The sequence below is a fragment of the Psychrobacter fulvigenes genome (genome assembly GCF_904846155.1).
GTDB lineage: Bacteria > Pseudomonadota > Gammaproteobacteria > Pseudomonadales > Moraxellaceae > Psychrobacter > Psychrobacter fulvigenes.
This window is the reverse complement of the sequence record NZ_CAJGZP010000001.1, coordinates 1,530,888-1,552,437: the sequence shown is the minus strand read 5'-3', so window position 1 is coordinate 1,552,437 and position 21,550 is coordinate 1,530,888. Positions and strand designations below refer to the sequence as shown.

The window sequence follows — 21,550 nt, the reverse complement described above, 5'->3', positions numbered from 1 at the left end:
ATTCAAATCCTAAAAACCAAAAACCAAATGAAAAAATGCTGTTTTATTAAGGCAGCAATGCACCTCTGATGGTATAAAAAATTAAGGCGGCCAAAATAGCAGAAGCTGGTACCGTTATCACCCAAGCAGCGGCGATTCTAAGCAGTGCCGAGCGCTTTACTAACTCACGGCGGTAGACCTTTTTTAAATTTTTTCTTTCGCGCTTGGTAAAGTGAGTTGCTGTGTTATTTTCTTTTAACGTTTGCAGCATGCTATGCTTGCCAGCCACTGACGCTTTTTGAAAGTCTTTTAAAAACGCCTCGACCACTTCATGCTCAGACGCTTTATGATGCTCCATAATCTCTCTGACCATAATATCGTAAGATTTTTTGATATATTCACGCAGAAACCCTACCTCAAAAATACCGCCCACAGCGATATGGGTAGAGCTCACCGGCAGGCCCAATTGTGAAGCAATAATCACAGTAATCGATGCCGCCATAGCCACGCTAAAAGCACGCATCTTATTTAACTCGGTAATCTCCGAGCCCACAGTACGAATCAGCTTGGGGCCAAATAGCGCTAGACCTAGTACGATGCCTATCGCGCCGACCATCATCACCCACAAAGGAATAGAGGCTTCGCTAGCGATGCCGCCGCTGGTAATCGCATCACTAATCGCCGCGAGTGGCCCTACAGCATTGGCAACGTCATTGGCTCCATGAGCAAAGCTAAGCATAGCCGCGGCAAATATCAAAGGCACCGTGAAAAGAGAATTGATGGCATTTTTATCATTTTCAATTTTATCAGCGGCTTTGGCGATTAAAGGTTTGATAATTAGATAAATGACAATGGCAACGACAAAACCCATGCCCAGCGCCATGGGAAAGCTCAGCTCCCATAGCTTTTTTAGCCCTTTCATGATGAGGTAAGTGGTGAATGACCATGCCATTAATGATATCAGCAGCGGTACCATACGCTTGGCCGCTGCTATTTTGTCGTCTTTATAAGTAATGGTATGTTTGATAAGCATAAGAAAGCCGGCGGCAATAACCCCGCCCATGACCGGAGAGATGATCCAGCTAGATGCTATCGCCGCCATCTGACTCCAGTTGACGATGCCCCAGCCCCCAGCCGCGATGCCAGCCCCCATCACGCCGCCGACGATAGAATGCGTGGTCGATACTGGCGCGCCTACTGCCGTAGCAAAGTTCAGCCACACCGCGCCTGCCAGCAAGGCCGCCATCATCACCCAAATAAAAACCGAACTATCCTGAATCATACTGGGATCGATGATACCGCTTTTAATCGTGCTGACCACATCCCCGCCAGCAATCAATGCCCCAGCTGCCTCAAATATGCCCGCAATAATAATCGCCCCGACCATGGTCAAAGCTTGCGAACCGACAGCAGGTCCGACATTATTGGCAACATCATTGGCACCGATATTCAATGCCATATAGCCGCCAATCATCGCCGCTACGATCAGCATCATACGGCCAGGCACATCAGCAGTATTAAAATGGGTATACAGCATCACCCCCATGATAAATGCCAATACCCAAGCCATACGCAGCGCTTCTCCGCGACTAAAGCCTGACTTTTTCTCAATTGTTTCAATACTTTTTAGATCCATGCCACACATGCCTTTTGTTGCTGGATAAAAGAGACATCTGATAAAAGGATATCAACCAGATTTTGGAGGGTGTGCTGATTTATCTACAAGGTGTTCTTAGAATAACTAAATCCACACTATCAGTATAGCTTTAATTCAAAGGTTATTAAATAATGGGCATTTAAAAAGCTAAACCAGCGAACCAGTTTAGCTTTTTTTAATACTCAACATCTCAAAACGTCAATATCTGCCCATAGATTAACTCTTCGCTGCCCCTAGCACGCTATCTAAGCTCTCAAGCACATGCTTTGATGACGCTTGTTTTTGCAGCTCTATTAATTGCTCCTGTGCCATTTGACGACGTGGTTCAATCAAAGTATACCAACGCGCGAGCACCTGTAATAACCGTGAAGCTAGCACAGGGTTGGCCTCATCGAGCCTTTGAATCACATCGGTATAGATATCCAAGCCTTCTGATGTCCATAGAACAGTGGGCTGCGTAGTAAAGGCACTGATCACTGAGCGCACACGATTGGGTGTGTTCCAATCAAAGTCTGCATGATTGAGCAGCGCTGTAATATCATCAGTATTGACCTTATCAGCAGATGCTTGCACGCTAAACCACAGATCAATGACTAAGTCATCCTCTTGAAAGCGCTCATAAAAATCAGCCAAATAATCATTTGCGCTGGCAACCTGATGATCGACCATTGCTTTTAGCGCACCAAAACGCTCAGTCATACAGCCAGCATTCTCATACTGCTGCTGCGCCCACTCAGCCGCATTGGCAACGTTAGCCGTCAAAGCCATATCTAATATCACATTACGCAAGGCACGTGCGCCGCGCGCTTCAGGGCTATCTTCATAGGCCTGTATCGGTAGCTGCTCATAGAGCGCCATCCACTGCTCGGCTAACGAATCTGCGACTTGTTGATACAAGCCATCGCGCTGCTGTTTGATTAATTCTGGGTCATAATCTTTATGAATGGCAGAAGCCAGTTCACGTGCTGAGGGGATATCGAGCAAACGCGCCGCCAACATTGCATCTTCTATGGCTAGCTGTGGCAAGGTATCGGCCAGCGCTTGTAAATAAACGCTAGGGTTATGATTTTGTAGTAAGATACGATTGACCAGTAGCTGTGTCACTTGCCAGCGGTTAAAGCCATTGGTCTCATGTTTGAGCAAAAACGCCAAGTCTTCATCTTGATAGTCATAATTGAGCTGCACTGGCGCACTAAAATCGCGCAGTAATGAGACGATAGGTTCACTGCTCACACCTTCAAAGCTAAAGCTTTGCTCAGCTTGCTCCAGCAATAACATACGTTCACTAATAATAGCTCCAGAATCTGAGTCAAACAGCGCCGTTGCAACAGGAATTGGCAAGGGCTTTGGAGCATCAAACCCAGGTACATGACGCGTCTGCTGACTCAAAGTAATGGTTAGTGTTTGCGTCTGGCTGTCATAGTTTTGATGACCTGAAACGACTGGCGTGCCCGGCTGACGGTACCAATGGATAAAGTCTTCGACTTTATTATCAGCAATACTCAATGCAGATAAAAAGTCCTCAACCGTCACCGCTTGCCCATCATAACGACGGAAGTATTCATCGGTCCCTTGGCGGAACTTTTCTGGGCCTAAAGTATTGGCCAACATGCGTACGATTTCCGCGCCTTTCTCATAGATGGTTGTGGTATAGAAGTTATTGATTTCCACAAAGCTCTCTGGGCGCACTGGATGCGCAAGCGGCCCTGCATCCTCTGCAAACTGATGGGCACGTAAAGTAGCGACATCATCAATACGCTGCACCGCGCTTGATTGATGATCTGCTGAAAACGACTGATCGCGATAGACGGTCAAGCCTTCTTTTAGGCACAGCTGAAACCAGTCGCGGCAGGTAATGCGGTTGCCTGTCCAGTTATGAAAGTACTCATGAGCGATGACCGCTTTGACATTGAAGCTGCGTGTATCCGTCGTGGTTTCAGGGCTAGACAAGACACAGGCGGTATTAAAGATATTTAAGCCCTTATTTTCCATCGCCCCCATATTGAACTGACTGACCGCTACAATCATATAACGATCCAAATCATAGGCGCGGCCATAATTGACCTCATCCCACTCCATGGCGTCTTTGAGTGCCTGCATACCGACATGGCATTTATCGATGTCTTCGGTTTTTGCATATAGCTCAAGTGTCACTTCGCGACCTTCACTGGTCGTATAGTGATCCGTAAGCACATCCAAGTCTGCCACCACACAGCCAAACAGATAGCTTGGCTTATTGGTCGGGTCATGCCAGATAGCATAATGGCGCTCTGGTGCATCAGCGACATCACCCTGCTCGATTAAATTACCATTGGCGAGTAATGTTGGATAGCGCTTATCGGCCTCAAGGCGCGTGGTAAAGATTGCAAGCACATCAGGACGATCAGGATAAAAGGTAATCTTGCGAAAGCCTTCTGGCTCACACTGACTGACAAACATGGTCTCGCTACCAGTACCAGCCATGTATAGACCTTCCAGTGCCGTATTCGTCTGCGGACAAATCCGTACTTGCAGCTGCACCGTTAACTGCTCAGGCGCATCGGTAATCGTCAGCTTGCCATCATGTTGGCTGTAACGGTCAGCGCTAAGCGTTTCGCCGTTGATCTTTATGTTTAGCAGCTCTACATCTTCACCATATAGCACCAAATCGCCTGCTGCCTGACGATTCATAACCAGCTTGCTATCTACCAGCGCATGATCGTCAAAAATCCTAATGTCTAAATCGACCGTATCTACATCATAGCTTGGTCGCTGATAGTCTTTTAGATGGATCTTCTTTGGAGCATGTGGCGGTACATCAGGCAGTTCTGGATTGATACTAGTATTGATAGCTGGGGCATCGGTTGCAGTGATAGACATGGGTATTCCTATTATTTTGGCTGTTTTTTTGGGACTGTTGGGTTGTGATTTTTTTGTGGCTGTTCATGCAATACTGTTATTTTTACAATACAAAATATGAGTGTTGAGCCATAGGCTACATGATACTCAACTCTAATGCTAGATTGGCCTAATATTGTCAAACTTCAATAGCCGTTAAGACTTAATGGCTGCAAAAGCCAAAGACTACTCATCCTCAAAGTATAGAAACTCAGTCAGCAAACCTACTGTTTATATTTTATACTAGCTATATTCAAAAACCCTAACCAACTGGTAAGACACTGTGACTGACCGATCGGCAAGCACTACCGACCTGAATACCACTACCCTAATGTTTTTACACGACTATATACAGGCATTATTGCCCACGCCCGGCAGTCCAAACACCCCTAACAATCCTAACAATCCTAACAAAGCATGTGACATTTTGTCTGAAGACTCGAGACAGGCGGCACAAACCTCTCATAATCAATCTTTAGCCAAGTCTATAGCCAAGCCAATACCTGAGCTACTTTGGGCAGTAGAGAATCAACAAGCACTCAGCGAGTTGCGACCCCTACTCGCTAACCATCACCAGAAGGATAGTGCTGTCAATGGTGATAAAGAAGATGTAGTTCACGAGGCGGCTTTGTTTACCCTACAAGAGCTTACCATGCAGCCGATACCGCAGCGCCATCAACTCGCCTGCTTTTGGTTACCAAACCTATCAGCTGAGACCCTGCAGCAGCATATACCACTACTCATGCGTTACCGTGATCTGTATGCGGCACACATGCTCGTCGCTCTTGATGAGGCATTAGACTTGCGCGCCTATGGTTTTACCCCGCTGGATCTTTTGGAGCAGACTCAATTACCCATAACATCTTCACTACCACCTGCACGATCAGAGCCATCATTAACCTTGTGGCAATTTAACTTATATGATTATAAAAAACTGCCTAACTGGCTGAATAGCGATTATTGGGCCAATCCTGAAAACTGGGACAAGCATCGTTGGTAAAAACTGCTTGAATTTGACATCATTTACAGTAATGCTATTTACATAACGTAACAACGATTCTATTATGGGTAGCAATTGCCTAGGTTTTCTTATAAGCAGTTTTAACAATAACAAATTGATTAAAAATTTAGGAGCTCGACATGTCAACTATTCAAACTTCATCTAAGCTGGTCTCTATCTCTAACAGCAGTCGCTTTGCTAAAATCGCAGCGCTGGCTGTGTTATCAAGTGCTGTAGCACTCACTACAGGGTGTGCTACCAAGCGCTCTACCTCTGAGGTTGTGGTCGCGCCTTTGGGTATCCCAGGCGTTCAAGCAGGATATACCGGCGCTATCATCGTCGATAATCCAAATGCCATCGTGACTGCTGCTGACAATCTACAAGCTGTGGTTTACTTTGATTTTGATAGAAGTGATATCAGAGCAGATGCTGCCAATATCTTAAATCAGCATGCCAGTCTGCTCAGCTCAAACCCAGCAGCAGGCGTGCTTATCGCAGGTCACACTGATGAGCGCGGTAGCCGCGAGTACAACATGGCACTTGGTGAGCGCCGTGCACAGTCTGTCAGTGGTTACTTAGCTGCCCAAGGCGTCCCTGCCAACAATATCCGTGTCATCAGCTATGGTGAAGAGCGTCTGGCCACCACTGGTACTACTGAAGAAGCCCATGCCCAAAACCGCCGCGCTGAGCTGTCTTACTAAGGTGTTTTAATCACAATTAGTCACTCACAGCATATATAATAAAAGCCTAGCAATACGCATATTGCTAGGCTTTTTCTATTTTGATCGAACGGTTTGGATGGAAATTTTTGATTAAGCAGTTTTAATGAAACTTACTGATAGATATGTACAGACTATGCAAAACCTAAAGCTCAGTCGGATTCAATATACTCAGCTTGACGCCACAACATGGTGTGCCACTGCCGATGTTAGCTCAATGGCGCAGCCCACACACGCTCATCATTTATCGCCCTTTTTGACACCGCGAGTACCCGCTACACCTCATAGCAGCAATGCTAATAAGTACAATCCCTTAATTGATCTTAGCAATATTGCTTGGCAATACGTTGCTGAGCAACAGCCAGTATCAGCACACAAAGATGCCCAGAATAAACGCCAGCAGCAGCGTGTTGGTGTGCGTTTACTACTGCAGCAGCTGCTTTTGACACTGGATATTGATGATACCTTGGACGAGTCACAGTTCCCTTATCAGCTGTCAGAGCACAGGTATTATGTATGCTTTAGCCACTCAGGTGACCGTTCACATAGCAAGGTTGCAGTCGCGATCAGCTATCGACGTGCGGTTGGTATCGATATCGAAACTCATGATGTGGAGTGGCATGTAGCGCAGCGATTTTATCATTCTGATGAGATCTCAAAGCTCAACTTGTTACCAGCGGCAAATCGACCTCTAGCATCCAAGCTATTGTGGCAAGTAAAAGAGAGCTTTATCAAGGTTCATCAGTATACGCTGGCGCAAGGCCTAGGAATGAACTACGCGCCTGTCATTAGCGACTTAGATATTGAGTCAAATAGCGCGGCAATCGGATTTTCTGAACACCCTGAATCTGGCTATCAAATCGTATTTTCGCCGACCCAACAGGTCATCATCGTTTTTTGAACCGTTATTATTGTTAGCAGCTGATTTGGTTAAGCAGTTACGACAGGTGAGCAAGATTGGTTGATTTATAGATTGATTGATATCAGTAGCACGCTACGGTGGTTATGCTTCTTTTATTTAGGATTGACTAGGGTCGCTTTGATAACAATGATACATATGTTAAGTAGTTTTAATAATAAACCATCGACTGATAGCTTTAAGATAGGGAGGACTTGTTAATTAATAATACCTTCGCCCACAAACACTGCATTTCCATGGTGCAGAAAACAACAGATTATGAACTATAAAAATAACCCACAAACCCCCAGTGATCAGTAGCTGAAATACAATCAATGCCCAGTTTTGTTTGGTGCGTTTGCGAGTGTACACTACCTCTCTATTTACAATCTCGCAATACCCGTATCTCTCTTCGATGTCATCACACATAGCAGTTTAAGAATACACTTTTGTTGGTTGAGGATATTAGTATATCCATAGAACCGAATTTAGTCTATTCTTATAACAAAATTAATTCTTCATTCCATATATACGAATTAATTGATGTTTTAGCAGTGAGATTTTAGAGCTGATGTATAGCAGAGATTTTTATGCGCGTGTGGCACATTTATCAAAAAGTCATAAGACCATAATCGGCTCAAATACAGACAAAGTGCTCACTCTATTGTCTCTGTCCACAGGCGGTACATTTCCACGATCTCTTAAACAGATAATGGTGAAGAACCACAAGGCTCCATAAACCGCCAGTGATGATTAATTGGAACAAGAGCAATGACCATCTTATGTGAGTACGCTGGCGAGTATGCAATACCTCTCTGCCTACATAATTACAATATAGATATATTTTTTCAGTATCATTACACTCAATGTCATCAAGCATAGTAACCACAGGATAAAAATTGTAGCCGAGCAATATAACGACCCAAATGATACTAAACCATCAAAAGAACAAAAACTTACTAAAAGTTACTCATGCTTACTTTATGAAATGTACAGCAATATGGTGGTGATGCTAGAAATACTATACACAGTAAGACAGTGTGAGCTTAAATAGCCTGCATACAATGGCTTTAATATAGGCATGTCATACCATGTACAATGATAAGTTCCATAACTCTATAGCGCGTCATGATGGTCTACGCTATTAATCTATAAAAATTAAAATCTATAGACATAAAAAAACGACCCTAAAAAGGGTCGTTCTTTTTTTGCTAACTAATGACAGTACTTAGACTGTGATTAGCTTAGAAGCGGTAAGTTGCACCAACTTTAACAATTGGCATCCACTCTAACCAGTTTTTATCTTCTAGCTCTTGCTGCGCAATAGCAGCGACTTCACTGGCATCGACAGTAGTAGTTGAGCCACCTGTAACTCTAACTGGACCTGACCCACTTGCAGTTACTGTAGCGTCTGTTTTACCTAGGTAAGCCGCACCAACTTCACCGAACACACCCCAATTGTTCCCGATGTTTGGACGGAAACCAACTGTTAGATAAGGCGCTAGCTTGTTACGATGCTCTATTGTACCTGATAACGAGCCTGTATCCTCATAATTATAATCGACATTATTAATTCTATAGTTTGGACCTGTGGCATTAGCGGTTACTTCGATATCATTGTCAGGAACGATGATACCCGCGCCCATGGTAAACCAGTTCGCTGCTGGACGTACCTGTACGCCTAGGTATGGGTTGCTAAAGTCAGCGTCATCAATATCATATTCGATATCATTTACATCAAAATTGTCTTTGATATCAGAGACATCACCACCTGCCCAACCAGCTTGTAGTTCAACCTTATCGTTTAGCGACCAAGCGATGTTGGCACCATAACCTAGTGTACCGATCTCAGCACTAACAGATGCTGGGTTTACAGCCGTGTTAAAGAAAGTCTTGGTACCACCAACGACAGCGCCCGTCGTGTTACGGACAGCACCCGCAGTTTTGCCCATCATGCCAGCATTAGCAGGTTCTGCTTCATAAGCAACAGCAACTGGCTCAGCTTCGTATACCACTGCGTCGTTACCATCAACGACGACAACTGGCTCAGCTGCTAGTGCAGCAGTTGATGCCAAAACAGCAGCAGAAATAGCAGTTAATTTAATAAGTTTCATCTGTGTTCTCCTAAAGTATGAAATATCTAGCCCACAAAAAAAGATTGTCTTATTGTATTTTCAAACAATCATTTTGTTGAGGCGATTAAAACAATTTTGGCTCAAAAAGTCACCCCTATATACGCACATTTTATTTACCATTATGTAAAGATTGCATAGGTATTGTAATAATTACTACTTGAACCCGCCAAACATCGAAATTCGGTTACACGATACTCCCAAAGTAACTCAGCGGTATCAAAGAGAAATACGCATCGACTGACAGCTTCTTATCGGAACGGTTTTATTATTGTTCGCGTAACAGCCAATCATATACATAAAGCCATCTATGAGAAATCGTGCAATCAAGTATTAGAGGTTTTCGCTTATTTAATACATTGATTATACTATGATTTGTCACATAACTCAGTAGTAGTTATATTACCTAGGGCTCTATGTTGTTATACTTTGTGAGTTGACGTATCAAGGGTTACATATACAGGCAGATTGTAAACAAACTCATGTTTTTTTCTCGATATCTCGCTTATATCTCAGTTGTATATCGCTTGAGGTTTTTATAAATGCCAAAAACGTATAAATGATTTGTTTTATATCATTTTAATTAATTGAAAAATTGGTTAAAATGTACATGATGCAGTCATCACGTCATAGATTATAAAGGATATCTAAATAAGATAGCTATGATATGTCGTTTATATTACCAATTAATGTGCTAATGCTCTGTACTTGGGTTACTTTTTATTCATTATCTTCGAGCTATTCTTATGCCTAAAGTGTCATCGATTACCCGTGTATTAGAGATTATAGAAGCGGTATCTTATGCCCCCAAACCCATCACTCCCCTTGAGCTGTCGCAAGAGCTTGATATTCCCAAACCAACCATTCATCGTTTGATTCAAAACTTGGTCGAAGAAGGCTTTGTCGCGGTGGATATCGGTGGCGGCATTATCCCTGGTAAGCGTGTACGCAATCTAAGCGTGGCACTCTGGCAGCAGCGGCAGTTTTTTAACGAGCGGCAAGTTATTTTGCAAAAGTTGGTTGATGATATCGAAGAGACTTGCGGTATTGGCATTCCCTATCATATGGATATGGTCTATAGCAATCGCGTAGCGACCTCTCTACCACTGCAAATCTACTTACCAGTCGGCGCAAAGTCACCCATGTGGTGCACTGCTACTGGCAAGCTCTATCTAAGCCAGCTGTCAGAGGCTAGCCGCCGTAAGATGCTACGAAACCTGCCTTTAACTAAGTTTACCAAAAACACCATCATAGATATTGAGACGCTAAATACTGAGCTGGATAATATTGCCAAAACGGGCATCGGCGTTGATAATGAGGAGTTTATCTCAGAGATGGTAGCGATATCGGTACCTATATTAGACAAAAAATCACGCTATTTGGCATCATTGTACGTGCATGCGCCCACCATACGGATAACGCTAGATGAGCTAATGGTCCATGTGCCACGCTTACAAGCTGCTGCAAGGGACATCCAAGCACTTGTTTATGAACTGCAAGACTAGGGTCTGTCCTCAAAATATACTTTTCAATAAAAAACGGTCTGCGCTATCGATGATAACGCAGACCGTTTTTTATTGAGTTTAAAGAAGCTGACGCACAGTAGACTAGAGAACTGAGCTATCGTGCAGCGCCATGATACTAGAAAAATCCTTTTCCCCATGCTCCACCACATGCGCGTCATAAAGCTCAGTGGCTTTGGCACCCATCGGGGTCTTAGCACCAGTATCTTTGGCTGTTTCCATCGCCAGATTGAGATCCTTTTGCATCAAATTGGCCATAAACCCGCCTTTATAACTGTTGCTCGATGGGACGTTTTCCATCACTTGCGGATAAGGGTTATAGACCTCTAACGCCCAGTTACGACCTGAGCTTTGCAGCATGATATCTGATAGCACCTTGGCATCCAGACCGTTTTTGACACCCAAATTGATGGCTTCTGCGGTGCCTGCCATCAAGATACCTAGCATCATGTTGTTACAGATCTTGGCAACTTGTCCAGCACCGTGATCGCCAGCATGGAAGATGTTTTTGCCCATCACATCCAGTATCGGCTTAGCTTTGGCAAATGCCGCTGGCTGACCACCAACGATGAAGGTCAGAGTCCCTGCGATAGCACCGCCAGTACCACCAGATACTGGCGCGTCCAAGAAACCTATGCCAAGCTTAGTGGCCTCATCTGCTACCTTACGCGCATCAGCAGCGGCTATGGTACTGCTATCGATGACCAGTGTGCCTTTGGGCAAGGTTGAGAGTAAGCCGTTCGAACCACTATCACCCAAGAACACCGCATGTACATGTCGACCAGCAGGCAACATACTGATCACAACTTGCGCATTGCTTGCAGCGTCTTCAGGACTACTAGCTACGCTGGCACCTGCTTGCTGCAAGCGCTGGGTCGCCTCTGCTGACAAATCATAAACCTTCAGCGTATAACCTGCTTTTAACAAGTTTTCCGCCATTGGCGCACCCATATTACCCAGACCGATAAAACAAATTCTTGGCTTGCTGGTCTTACCTTCGCTTGAAGTTGCATCTCTTGTAGTCATAGCATCACTCCTTGATGACTTTATTATTAGTCTATTGTATAAATTTAATTACTGATTTTATCTATAGTCAGTTGAAAATAAAACTGTTACATAAATTTAAGCGCGCTACTGGTATAAATTTTACTTGCGTGCTGTTATCACAGAGGCTGCGCAACTGTACTTCAAAAGATAGCACCCCAGTAGCGCTATGTTCTTGTTAAAGTGCATCGACTATATCAGCAGCCCTAATATTTGAATGTTCAACAGACCCTAGTAATCAGCGGACACATTGACTGCCTAGGGCTTTATCCCCTAGCCAATCTCCCAAAGGATGCTCACCCTTAGCATAAGGGTTTACAAAGTGCTGATGGATGTACGCTTGCCCCTCTGCGCTGAGACACTCTGCCAACGAACGTGACCACTTTGGATTGCGGTCTTTGTCTATCAGTAATGCACGGACGCCTTCCTTAAAGTCTGGATTGGCGGCACAGTGTACTGCTACGTTGGCTTCAAGATATAGGACTTGCTCTAGCGATAAGTCAGTGACTTTATGATAGAGCGCATAGGTCAAAGCCACCGTCACTGGACAGCCTGCTCGATAAGTTGCCACTGCCCGCTGCGTCCAGCTATCTGCTGCAAAATCTGCATCAAGCTTGGATAACGCCTCATCGCTTTGTAGCAGCTCATCAATATCGCCCAATCCGCCACTATTCATCAGCTGTCCGATAGGATGCCAATAGGTTGCTAACTTGCTAGCAGGTAACTCAGCGACAGGCTGCGCTGCCAGTGCACGACTAACGATACTATGAGCGCTATTGTTGTGGCATTTGTCTGGGCTGTTCGCTGCGGCTTGCCAATCGCTCTGTTTCAGGCGCTGGATGATGGCATCATAATCACTGCTAGCGACGGCATACTCTGCAAGGTTAGAGAGTATGGCATCGTTACCATTACACATGGCACCAGTAAGACCTAGGAACAGACCAGTTTTGGCTGGCATACGCTGCAAAAACCAACTGCCAGAGGCATCAGGGAATAATCCAATGGTCACCTCAGGCATGGCAAAGCGCGTGCGCTCGGTGACCAGACGATGACTGCAAGCCGCCATCAGCCCCATACCGCCACCCATGATAATGCCATCGCCCCAAAGGATGATGGGCTTCGGGTAAAAGTGCATCTGCCGATAGAGACTATACTCATTACCAAAAAACTCTGTGGCATAAGGGTTTGGCATCGGTGCCGTCTCTGACATGCTGTCATAGAGCTTACGGATATCGCCGCCAGCACAGAATGCCTTGTCGCCTGCGCCCTTTAGTACCAGTGCCACTACCTGCTCATCACTTTGCCACTCATCTAGTTGCTGTGATAATAACTGACACATCTCAACGCTAAGCGCATTGAGAGACTTTGGCATATTTAACGTCATTATCCCAAGCAGATGCCCACAATCTGTTGGCTCGGTATTGAACAATACTGGCGCTTGTTGCTCGGTGTTTTCTGTGGACTGTTGATTATTGTTATTCGTTGCTGTCATAAAAAAGACCTACAAAAGTTAGAATGAGTTTGTAGGCTGGGTTTTTAACCCAGCATCAAGACTTTGCAGAATTACAATGCTGGGTTAAAAACCCAGCCTACGTCAAAAAAAGCTAGCTAGTTGAAAATGGGGTGAAATAATTACAAGTTACCATCTATTTATTTTGCCAATTAGGTTTGCGCTTTTCTAAGAATGCTTGCACGCCTTCACGCTGATCTTTGGTATCAAATAACTTCACAAAGGCTTCGCGCTCATTAATAAGGTTTTGAGCAGGCGGGGTATCTCTCGCAGCTTGAATAAGTGTTTTAGAGTAGCTGACAGCGACGGGTGACTGCTTAGCGACTTTTTGCGCAAGCTTCTGTGCTGCTTGTAGCCCTTCGCCTTTAGCCACGACTTCCTCAACCAAACCAATACGCAGTGCGGTATCGGCATCGACGCGCTCACCGCACAATATCATGCGCTTCGCCCAGCCTTCACCAACGAGCAAAGGCAGATTTTGCGTACCGCCTGCGCAAGGTAAAAGTCCAACGCCTGTCTCTGGCAGCGCCATCTGTGCATGGTCTTCTGCGATACGGATATCACAGGCCAACGCACACTCAAGCCCGCCGCCCATGGCATAGCCGTTGATGACCGCGATACTGACACCGCGATAAGCTGACAAGGCTTCAAACGCTTCACCAAAAGCAATGGCCATGCTGATCGCTCGGCCTTTGTCACCGTCGGAGAAGTTGTTTAGATCAGCACCAGCTGAAAAGAACTTCTCGCCGTCACCATGAATGATCAAAGCATAGACATCATCATTGGCATTCAGGTCAGTAACGAGCTGCTTGAGCGCTGGCAAACTTTCCATCGTCCAGGTATGCGCGGGTGGGTTATTGAGTGTCACGGTGGCGGTATGACCGTCAATCGAGAGTTTCAGGTTGGTATAATCCGTCATAAATAATCCTTTATTTTATCTGAATTTGCTATGATTTAGTGATAGCGATAATAAGTTATAAAAGTTACTCCACTCTCAACTATTCTAAAATTATCGGTGTAGGCTGTGGCTTTAGCCCAGCATTTTGCTTCTGTAAAGTTTCCAAGCTGGGCTAAAGCCACAGCCTACGATAGTTCATAATAAGTTCAGAGTCAGGTAAAAGCTGACATAGTATCTAGCGCAACTGGCTCAATGCATCATCTTGCATGAGCTGACGCGAGACAATCACGCGCATGATTTCATTGGTACCTTCTAGTATTTGATGCACACGCAGATCACGCACGTGGCGCTCAAGCGGGTATTCACTTAGATAGCCATAGCCACCATGCAGCTGTAAGGCCTCATTGGCGACATCGAAACAAAGATCAGTGGAGAGACGCTTTGCCATCGCGCAGTAGGTAGAGGCTTGCGAATCATTGTTATCGACTTTATCAGCTGCCAAATAAAGCATTTGCCTTGCGGTAATGGTCTGGGTGAGCATATCAGCAAGTTTAAATTGTACTGACTGCAAGCTTGCAATCGGACTACCAAACTGGCTACGCTCTTGCACGTAATTGGTTGCGGTCTCTAGCGCTGACTGCGCGGTACCTACCGCACAGATACCGATATTGATACGGCCACCATCCAAGCCTTTCATGGCGATACGAAAGCCTTGACCTTCCTCACCGATTAAATTTTCTGCTGGGACTTTGACATCTTTGAAGCTGATGGTGCGCGTTGGCTGTGCTTTCCAGCCCATTTTATGCTCGTTTTTGCCATATTCGATACCAGCGCTATCAGCATCTACCACAAATGCTGATACACCTTTTGGCCCTGCACCGCCTGTACGTGCCATGACCACCAATACATCGGTCGAGCCTGCGCCTGAGATGAAGGTTTTCTCGCCATTGAGCACATAATAGTCGCCTTGTTTGTCGGCTTTGGTGCGTAATGAAGCCGCATCAGAACCAGCATTGGGCTCAGTTAAGCAGTAGCTGCCAAGCCACTCACCGCTGACCATATTGGGCAAATATTTTTTGCACAAAACATCGCTGCCATACTCACCGATCATCCAGCCCGCCATATTATGAATACTCATATAGGCAGCAACGGCCGTATCACCCCATGCCAGCTCCTCAAACACCATGGCAGAGTCTAAGCGCGGTAGCCCTAAGCCATCATAGTCTGGGTTGGTATACAGCCCTAAGAAACCCAGCTCGCCTGATTTTTTGATGACATCGATTGGAAAATGTGAGGTACGATCCCATTCAGCCGCGTTTGGCTTTAGCTCCTTTAAGGCAAACTGTCTGGCGGTTTGGCGAAAGGCGATTTGGTCTTCGGTCAATGAAAAATCCATAAGGTCATCCTTGTACGTGCATAGCAAATAAGTGGCTCAGGTTTGATGAGTCGTCAATTCAATGTGATTTATACAGTATAACAACGTCTACAGTATAACAGCGGCATAACGCTATTGATAAAACCATGCTCTATTAAAAACAATCAATTAATAAGCGAAATGGACGCTATACCGCAAATACCAAGCCTTGCTGATTAAATTGAAATAGTGGTATTGACTCCGCGACTGGCTTCATCATCAAACCAACGGGCGGTAACCGTTTTCGTTTGCGTGTAAAACTGTACTGCCTGCTTACCATAAGGGCCAAGATCACCAAGCTTACTGGCACGCGAGCCTGAGAATGAGAACATCGGTAGCGGCACGGGAATTGGTAGGTTAACACCGATTTGACCGACCTGTACATCCTGTTGAAATTTGTGTGCGGCTGCCCCTGACTGAGTAAAGATAGCCGTACCATTACCATGTGGGTTGGCATTCAGTAGCTCAATCGCTTCATCAAGGTCAGCTGCACGCATGATGCACAGCACTGGGCCAAAGATTTCTTGCTGATAAATATGCATATCGGCAGTGACATTATCAAATATAGTAGGTCCTACGAAGTTACCTTGCTCATAGCCTTCGACAGTGATACCGCGACCATCGAGCACCAAGCTTGCTCCTTCTTCGACACCCGTACCGATTAAATGCTCAACACGGGCTTTTGCGGCAGGAGAAATCAGTGGGCCTAAGTCTTTATCATGCTTACCTGCTGATACCACTAGGCCTTCTGCTTTGGCTTTAATATCGTCCACCCATTCCCCTGCTGCGCCAACCAATACCACCACGGACAGTGCCATACAGCGCTGACCGGCAGCACCAAAGGCTGCGCCCGCCAATTGATTCAGCGTTTGTTCTTTATTGGCATCAGGTAGTATCACGGCATGGTTTTTAGCCCCCATCATGCACTGGGCACGTTTGCCCGATTTGCTCGCGCGCTCGTAGACATGCTTCCCAACAGCGGTAGAACCAACAAACGAAACCGCTTTGATATCTGGGTGATCACAAATGGCATCAACCGTCGCCTTGCCGCCATGTACGACGTTTAGCACACCTTCAGGTACGCCCGCTTCCACTGCTAGCTCGACCAAACGCATGGTGACCATTGGGTCTTGCTCAGAAGGCTTTAAGATAAAAGTATTACCCGTGGCAATTGCCATTGGGAACATCCATAGCGGAATCATCGCTGGGAAGTTAAAGGGTGTAATGCCTGCACAAACGCCAAGTGGCTGCCATATGCTATAAGTATCAACGCCTGAGGCGACGTTTTCGACAAAGTCACCAATCTGTAGATTGGCAATGCCTGCTGCATGCTCGACCACTTCCAAACCACGGAATACATCACCTCTAGCATCGGCAATGGTTTTGCCTTGCTCAGCGGTTAGGATTTCTGCGAGCTCATCCATGTGCTCACGGATCAAGGCTTGATATTTTAAAAAGATACGTGCACGCGTGGTGATTGGCGTCTTGCGCCACGTTTGGAATGCGGCGTGGGCGGCAGCGACAGCTTGATTGATTTCATCGTCGGTGGTTTGTGGCACCTTGGCGATGACTTCTTGCGTGGCAGGATCGGTGATATCAATCCATTCTTTGGTGTTAGATTCCACAAATTGGCCATTGATGAGCTGCTGAACGTGATGCATAAGATATCCTTATCTTGTTTGCGAGACTGCCATTATATGACGTCTTAATATTGATAAAAGAGCTTAAAAACCAAATACGTCTGCTAATTAAACTTTATTTAAAATGATTTATTTCGTATCGTTATTGACTATAACAACAAATCGAATTTAGGGTCAAGTGCTTTATTGCATTTTAATAAAAAAGCCCATGACGACTCATGAGCTTTCATAGATCATAGTATTAAGAATCCATTAATAATCCTTCATAGACTGTTTAACCGCATCTATGGCAGGTGGATTATCAAGCGTTGACATATCACCCGTTGGCTTATCTTCTGCTAATGCACGAATAGAGCGGCGTAGGATTTTACCTGAGCGCGTCTTTGGTAGCGCTTGCGTGAAATAAACCGCTGCTGGACGGGCGATACCCCCAAGCGACTTGACCACGGCTCCGATGATTTGCTGCTCAAGACGAAAGCGGTTTTCGGTGGTTGCGACTTGTTCATGATCTTTGAGCATACAAAAGGCAATGGGCAATTCGCCTTTTAGCTCATCTGCAATACCGACCACCGCACATTCTATGATCTCAGGATGCGTGCTAATCGCCTCCTCAATCTCTTGTGTGCCTATTCTGTGCCCTGCCACATTAATCACATCATCAGTACGACCCAAGATATGGAAGTAGCCATCCTCATCAACGACCGCATAATCTGAGGTAGAGTATTGCTTGCCATCAAATAAGTTAAAATAACTACTGATAAAACGCTCATCATTACGCCATACGGTGGTCAGACAACCTGGTGGCAACGGCGCAGTAATAGCAAGCAGCCCCTTTTCCCCAGCGGCGCAAGGCTCGCCAGTCTCTTCGTTAATGACATGTGCATCATAGCCATACATTGGATAACCAGGAGAGCCTTGCTTGTGCGGTTTGTGATTGAATTTTGGCGTATGACTTAAGATAGGCCAGCCCGATTCGGTTTGCCAATAGTGATCTAAGATGGGTACACCCAAATGCTCAGTCAGCCAGCTGGCAGTCGACTCATCAAGCGGCTCGCCAGCCAAAAAGAAGGACTTGAGACTTGAGACATCATAGCGGGTCATCCACGTCTCGTCTTGCTTTTTGAGCATGCGCACGCCAGTTGGTGCGGTGAACAATATGTTTACTTTATTGGCCTCAACGATTCGCCACCAAATACCTGGATTGGGACGATGCGGGAGGCCTTCATACATGATACTGGTCATACCCGCCAGCAGCGGTGCATAAATAGTATAGGAATGCCCTGCCGCCCAGCCCACATCGGATATGGTCCAAAACGTCTCGCCTGCTTTGCCATCATGGATATAGTCTATAGACGTCGTAAGCGCCACCGCATGACCGCCCGTATCGCGCTGCACACCTTTTGGGGTGCCAGTGGTGCCCGAGGTATAAAGCAAATATGAAGGTTCGTTAGACTCAAGCCAGACAGGATCTACGATAGCGTTGGCGTCACAGCTGATACGGCGCTCAGTGGCATAATCGACATCTATCGGCTGTGACTCAAAAGGCAAGATACCACGGTTGACGACCAAGACATGCTCTGGTTTATGATTGGCTTGCTCAACGCCTTGATTGATTAGGTTTTTATAATTGATAATTTTACCACCACGTAAGCCTGCATCAACGGTGATGAGCATTTTTGCCTCAGCATCATCCATCCGAAGGGCCAGATTGTGCGCGGCAAATCCGCCAAAAACCACTGAGTGTATCGCGCCAATACGGGTACAGGCCAGCATGGCATAAGCCGCTTCCAAAATCATCGGCATATAGATAATGACTCGATCACCTTTGCCGACCCCATGACGCTGCAAGACATCTGCAAAGTAGTTGACCTCTTTATAAAGGTCATTGTAAGTCAGACGGCGCTTGGTATAGTCGGTATAAAACTCGACGGTATTGCCCAAATCACTAAAAGCATCAACGACTGCAGGAAAGGTCTCAATCAATTCTTGGTTAATCTCGGACGATAGCCAAATAAAAGCATCCTGCTCAGCACGGTCGGGCAAGTGACGATCAACGCAGTTATAACAGACGTTGGTCTCACCGCCGACGAACCATCTGGCAAAAGGCAAGTTGCTGTCGTCAAGGATTTGCTCAGGCTCTTTATGCCAATAGATGCGCTGGGCTTGCTCGGCCCAGAATTGCTCACGATTATCAATAGAGGATTGATAAATATCAGCAAAGGATGGGGAATGCTGAGAGTCTGATAGGGATTGAGAAGCTTTATTAGTGGGTTGTTCGCTCATAGTGGCTATCCTTAGCGTAAACGAAATATGGTGCAACACCATAAAATAAGGTCATTTCTTACGAGTGGTATCGTAACGAAGCATAGGCTATCCATGCCTACTGTCAATAACTAAAACAGAAAACCGATACACAATGTATCGATTTAATGTGTATCGGTTTAAAATGTAGCAGAGCTATAGATAAAGGTCAACTGTTAAGCGCATAAACTGCTATGTGCTTAGGCGTGTTGAGTAATTAGACACCCGTCTGATTGGCGTACATCTCACGCATTACCTTTTTATCGTGTTTACCGACTGAGGTTTTCGGCAACTCATCTACGAACTTAAAGTCACTGGGCACACCGTATTTGGGAATGATACCTTTGCTGACAGCTTGCTCTGCAATGGCGATTATGTCATCAGCAGTGGTATCTTCTTTGCCAGGCTTAAGTACCACCAACGCTAATGGGCGCTCGCCCCACTGCTTATCACGTATGCCTATCACTGATACGTCATCTACTGATGGATGTAAGGACAATATCGTTTCTATCTCTAACGATGAAATCCACTCACCACCCGATTTAATCACGTCCTTGAGACGATCAGTGATTTTGATGTAGCCATCGGGGTGCATATAGGCGATATCTTGGGTATGCATATAGCCATTTTCCCACAGCTCAGTACCTGCATCGTCATTTTTGAAGTAGCTTTGGGTGAGCCAAGGCGCTCTTAGTACCAACTCGCCAGTGTTTTCTTTACCGAGACCCACCGAATTATTGTCAGTATCCCAGACTTGTGCATCGACCATGAGGACTGGCTTACCCGTCATACAGCGCCGAGTGATGTCTTCTTCCTCAGACATCTCAGGCTCATCAAGGCTAAAGTCAGTCAAGCTAATCAAGGGCGCCGTCTCTGACATACCGTAACCCGTATAGACTTCGATACCTTGTGCCAGTGCGCTCTTGGCTAAGCCTTCTGTCAATCTTGAGCCTCCTATGATCATTTTTAGACCATTAAAGTTGGCATCTCGATCTTGCGCCTCCTTGAGTACCATTTGCAATATCGTAGGTACACAGTGGGTAATACTTACCTTTTCGTTCAAGATTAAATCTAGCAAAGTATCAGGGGCATAGCGCCCAGGATATACTTGCTTGAGGCCAATCATGGTGGCAGTAAATGGAAAGCCCCATGCATGCACGTGGAACATCGGCGTCATCGGCATATATACATCACCGTAGCTGACACCTTGTTTGTTTGGCAACATACCAAGCGACGCCGCTTCTGTGAGGGTATGTAATACCAGCTGGCGATGGCTAAAGTACGCCCCTTTTGGATCACCTGTCGTACCTGAGGTATAAAAAGTCGTGGCAATGGTGTTTTCATCAAAGTCAGGGAAGTCAAAAGTGCTGTCAGCAGCTTCTAAAAGCGCTTCATACTCACCGATGACGCGGCCTTGATTGTCTCCAAACACGCCTTCAACCGTAATACCATTGTCATCAAGCCAAATGATATGCTCAATACTCGAGTTCTCAAACTGATAGTCTTTTACCAAGGCGGCAAACTCAGAGTTCAGCATTAATACTTTGGGTTTGGCATGGTTAATGGTGTACAGCACCTTCTCGGGTGACAGTCTAATATTGACTGTCTGCAAGACGTACTGTGACATAGGCACGGCAAAGTAAGACTCAAGATAACGATGGCTATCCCAATCCATCACTGCTACGACATCCCCCGCTGCCAAGTTTAGATCAGCTAAGACGTTCGCCAAGCGATTGATACGCGCAAACAGATCTTTGTAAGTTAAGCGTTTTTTATCGGCATATATAATTTCTTGCTCTAAGGACACCGTCTTGGTACGGTTTAATAGTTGTTTAATAAGCAGCGGAAACTCATAGGCTGATGGCGCACTTTTATAGATATCGGACATTTTTTACTTCCTTGTGGGTCATTGAAAAGAACACAGGCATGACATAAGCATTTGCTTCCACTTAATAATA

Annotated in this window: 14 protein-coding genes; 4 read left to right on the top strand and 10 right to left on the bottom strand. The window is 45.6% G+C overall.

The genetic code is table 11. From position 1 onward, the window contains the following. Window positions 1-46: 46 nt before the first annotated feature. Together JMX03_RS06755 and pepN are read right to left on the bottom strand one after the other, a co-directional pair. Window positions 47-1,615, bottom strand: coding sequence for an inorganic phosphate transporter (locus JMX03_RS06755; protein WP_201595435.1), 1,569 nt, complete (start codon window positions 1,613-1,615; stop codon window positions 47-49). Between the two features lie 237 nt (window positions 1,616-1,852). Then, window positions 1,853-4,495: an aminopeptidase N gene (gene pepN / locus JMX03_RS06750; protein WP_201595432.1), complete on the bottom strand. Its 2,643-nt coding sequence runs from the start codon at window positions 4,493-4,495 to the stop codon at window positions 1,853-1,855. Between the two features lie 301 nt (window positions 4,496-4,796). Here pepN and JMX03_RS06745 point away from each other — a divergent pair, with 301 nt between their 5' ends. The 3 genes from JMX03_RS06745 (at window position 4,797) to JMX03_RS06735 (ending at window position 7,133) form a co-directional block, all read left to right on the top strand. Beyond that, a complete protein-coding gene (locus JMX03_RS06745) occupies window positions 4,797-5,513 on the top strand; it encodes a DUF6231 family protein (protein ID WP_201595430.1) in 717 nt (238 codons plus the stop codon). A 140-nt stretch (window positions 5,514-5,653) separates the two neighbouring features. Beyond that, a complete protein-coding gene (gene pal, locus JMX03_RS06740; RefSeq protein ID WP_201595428.1) occupies window positions 5,654-6,214 on the top strand; it encodes a peptidoglycan-associated lipoprotein Pal in 561 nt (186 codons plus the stop codon). Between the two features lie 124 nt (window positions 6,215-6,338). After that, window positions 6,339-7,133, top strand: coding sequence for a 4'-phosphopantetheinyl transferase family protein (locus JMX03_RS06735; RefSeq protein WP_201595426.1), 795 nt, complete (start codon window positions 6,339-6,341; stop codon window positions 7,131-7,133). Window positions 7,134-8,374: 1,241 nt separating this feature from the next. On the opposite strand, the gene JMX03_RS06730 is transcribed toward JMX03_RS06735, so the two are convergent. Beyond that, entirely contained in the window at window positions 8,375-9,244 is an 870-nt protein-coding gene (locus tag JMX03_RS06730; protein WP_201595424.1) for a hypothetical protein, read from the bottom strand. Window positions 9,245-10,008: 764 nt separating this feature from the next. On the opposite strand from JMX03_RS06730, the gene JMX03_RS06725 reads away from it, so the two are divergent. Next, complete coding sequence (locus JMX03_RS06725; protein WP_201595422.1) at window positions 10,009-10,767, top strand: IclR family transcriptional regulator; 759 nt, start codon at window positions 10,009-10,011, stop codon at window positions 10,765-10,767. A gap of 102 nt (window positions 10,768-10,869) precedes the next feature. Here JMX03_RS06725 and mmsB read toward each other — a convergent pair whose 3' ends face one another. The 7 genes from mmsB to JMX03_RS06690 form a co-directional block, all read right to left on the bottom strand. After that, entirely contained in the window at window positions 10,870-11,811 is a 942-nt protein-coding gene (gene mmsB / locus JMX03_RS06720) for a 3-hydroxyisobutyrate dehydrogenase (RefSeq protein ID WP_201595420.1), read from the bottom strand. Window positions 11,812-12,067: 256 nt separating this feature from the next. Further along, complete coding sequence (locus JMX03_RS06715; protein ID WP_201595418.1) at window positions 12,068-13,321, bottom strand: enoyl-CoA hydratase/isomerase family protein; 1,254 nt, start codon at window positions 13,319-13,321, stop codon at window positions 12,068-12,070. 154 nt (window positions 13,322-13,475) lie between these two features. After that, window positions 13,476-14,258, bottom strand: a complete 783-nt coding sequence (locus JMX03_RS06710) for an enoyl-CoA hydratase (protein ID WP_201595416.1) — start codon at window positions 14,256-14,258, stop codon at window positions 13,476-13,478. A 214-nt stretch (window positions 14,259-14,472) separates the two neighbouring features. Continuing rightward, the gene (locus tag JMX03_RS06705) at window positions 14,473-15,633 is read right to left on the bottom strand and encodes an acyl-CoA dehydrogenase family protein (protein WP_201595414.1); all 1,161 of its coding nucleotides are present in this window, start codon (window positions 15,631-15,633) and stop codon (window positions 14,473-14,475) included. A gap of 194 nt (window positions 15,634-15,827) precedes the next feature. Then, window positions 15,828-17,312, bottom strand: coding sequence for a CoA-acylating methylmalonate-semialdehyde dehydrogenase (locus JMX03_RS06700; RefSeq protein WP_201595412.1), 1,485 nt, complete (start codon window positions 17,310-17,312; stop codon window positions 15,828-15,830). A gap of 231 nt (window positions 17,313-17,543) precedes the next feature. Continuing rightward, entirely contained in the window at window positions 17,544-19,574 is a 2,031-nt protein-coding gene (locus JMX03_RS06695) for a propionate--CoA ligase (RefSeq protein WP_201595409.1), read from the bottom strand. 235 nt (window positions 19,575-19,809) lie between these two features. After that, entirely contained in the window at window positions 19,810-21,480 is a 1,671-nt protein-coding gene (locus tag JMX03_RS06690; protein WP_201595407.1) for a fatty acid--CoA ligase, read from the bottom strand. Between the last annotated feature and the right edge of the window lie 70 nt (window positions 21,481-21,550).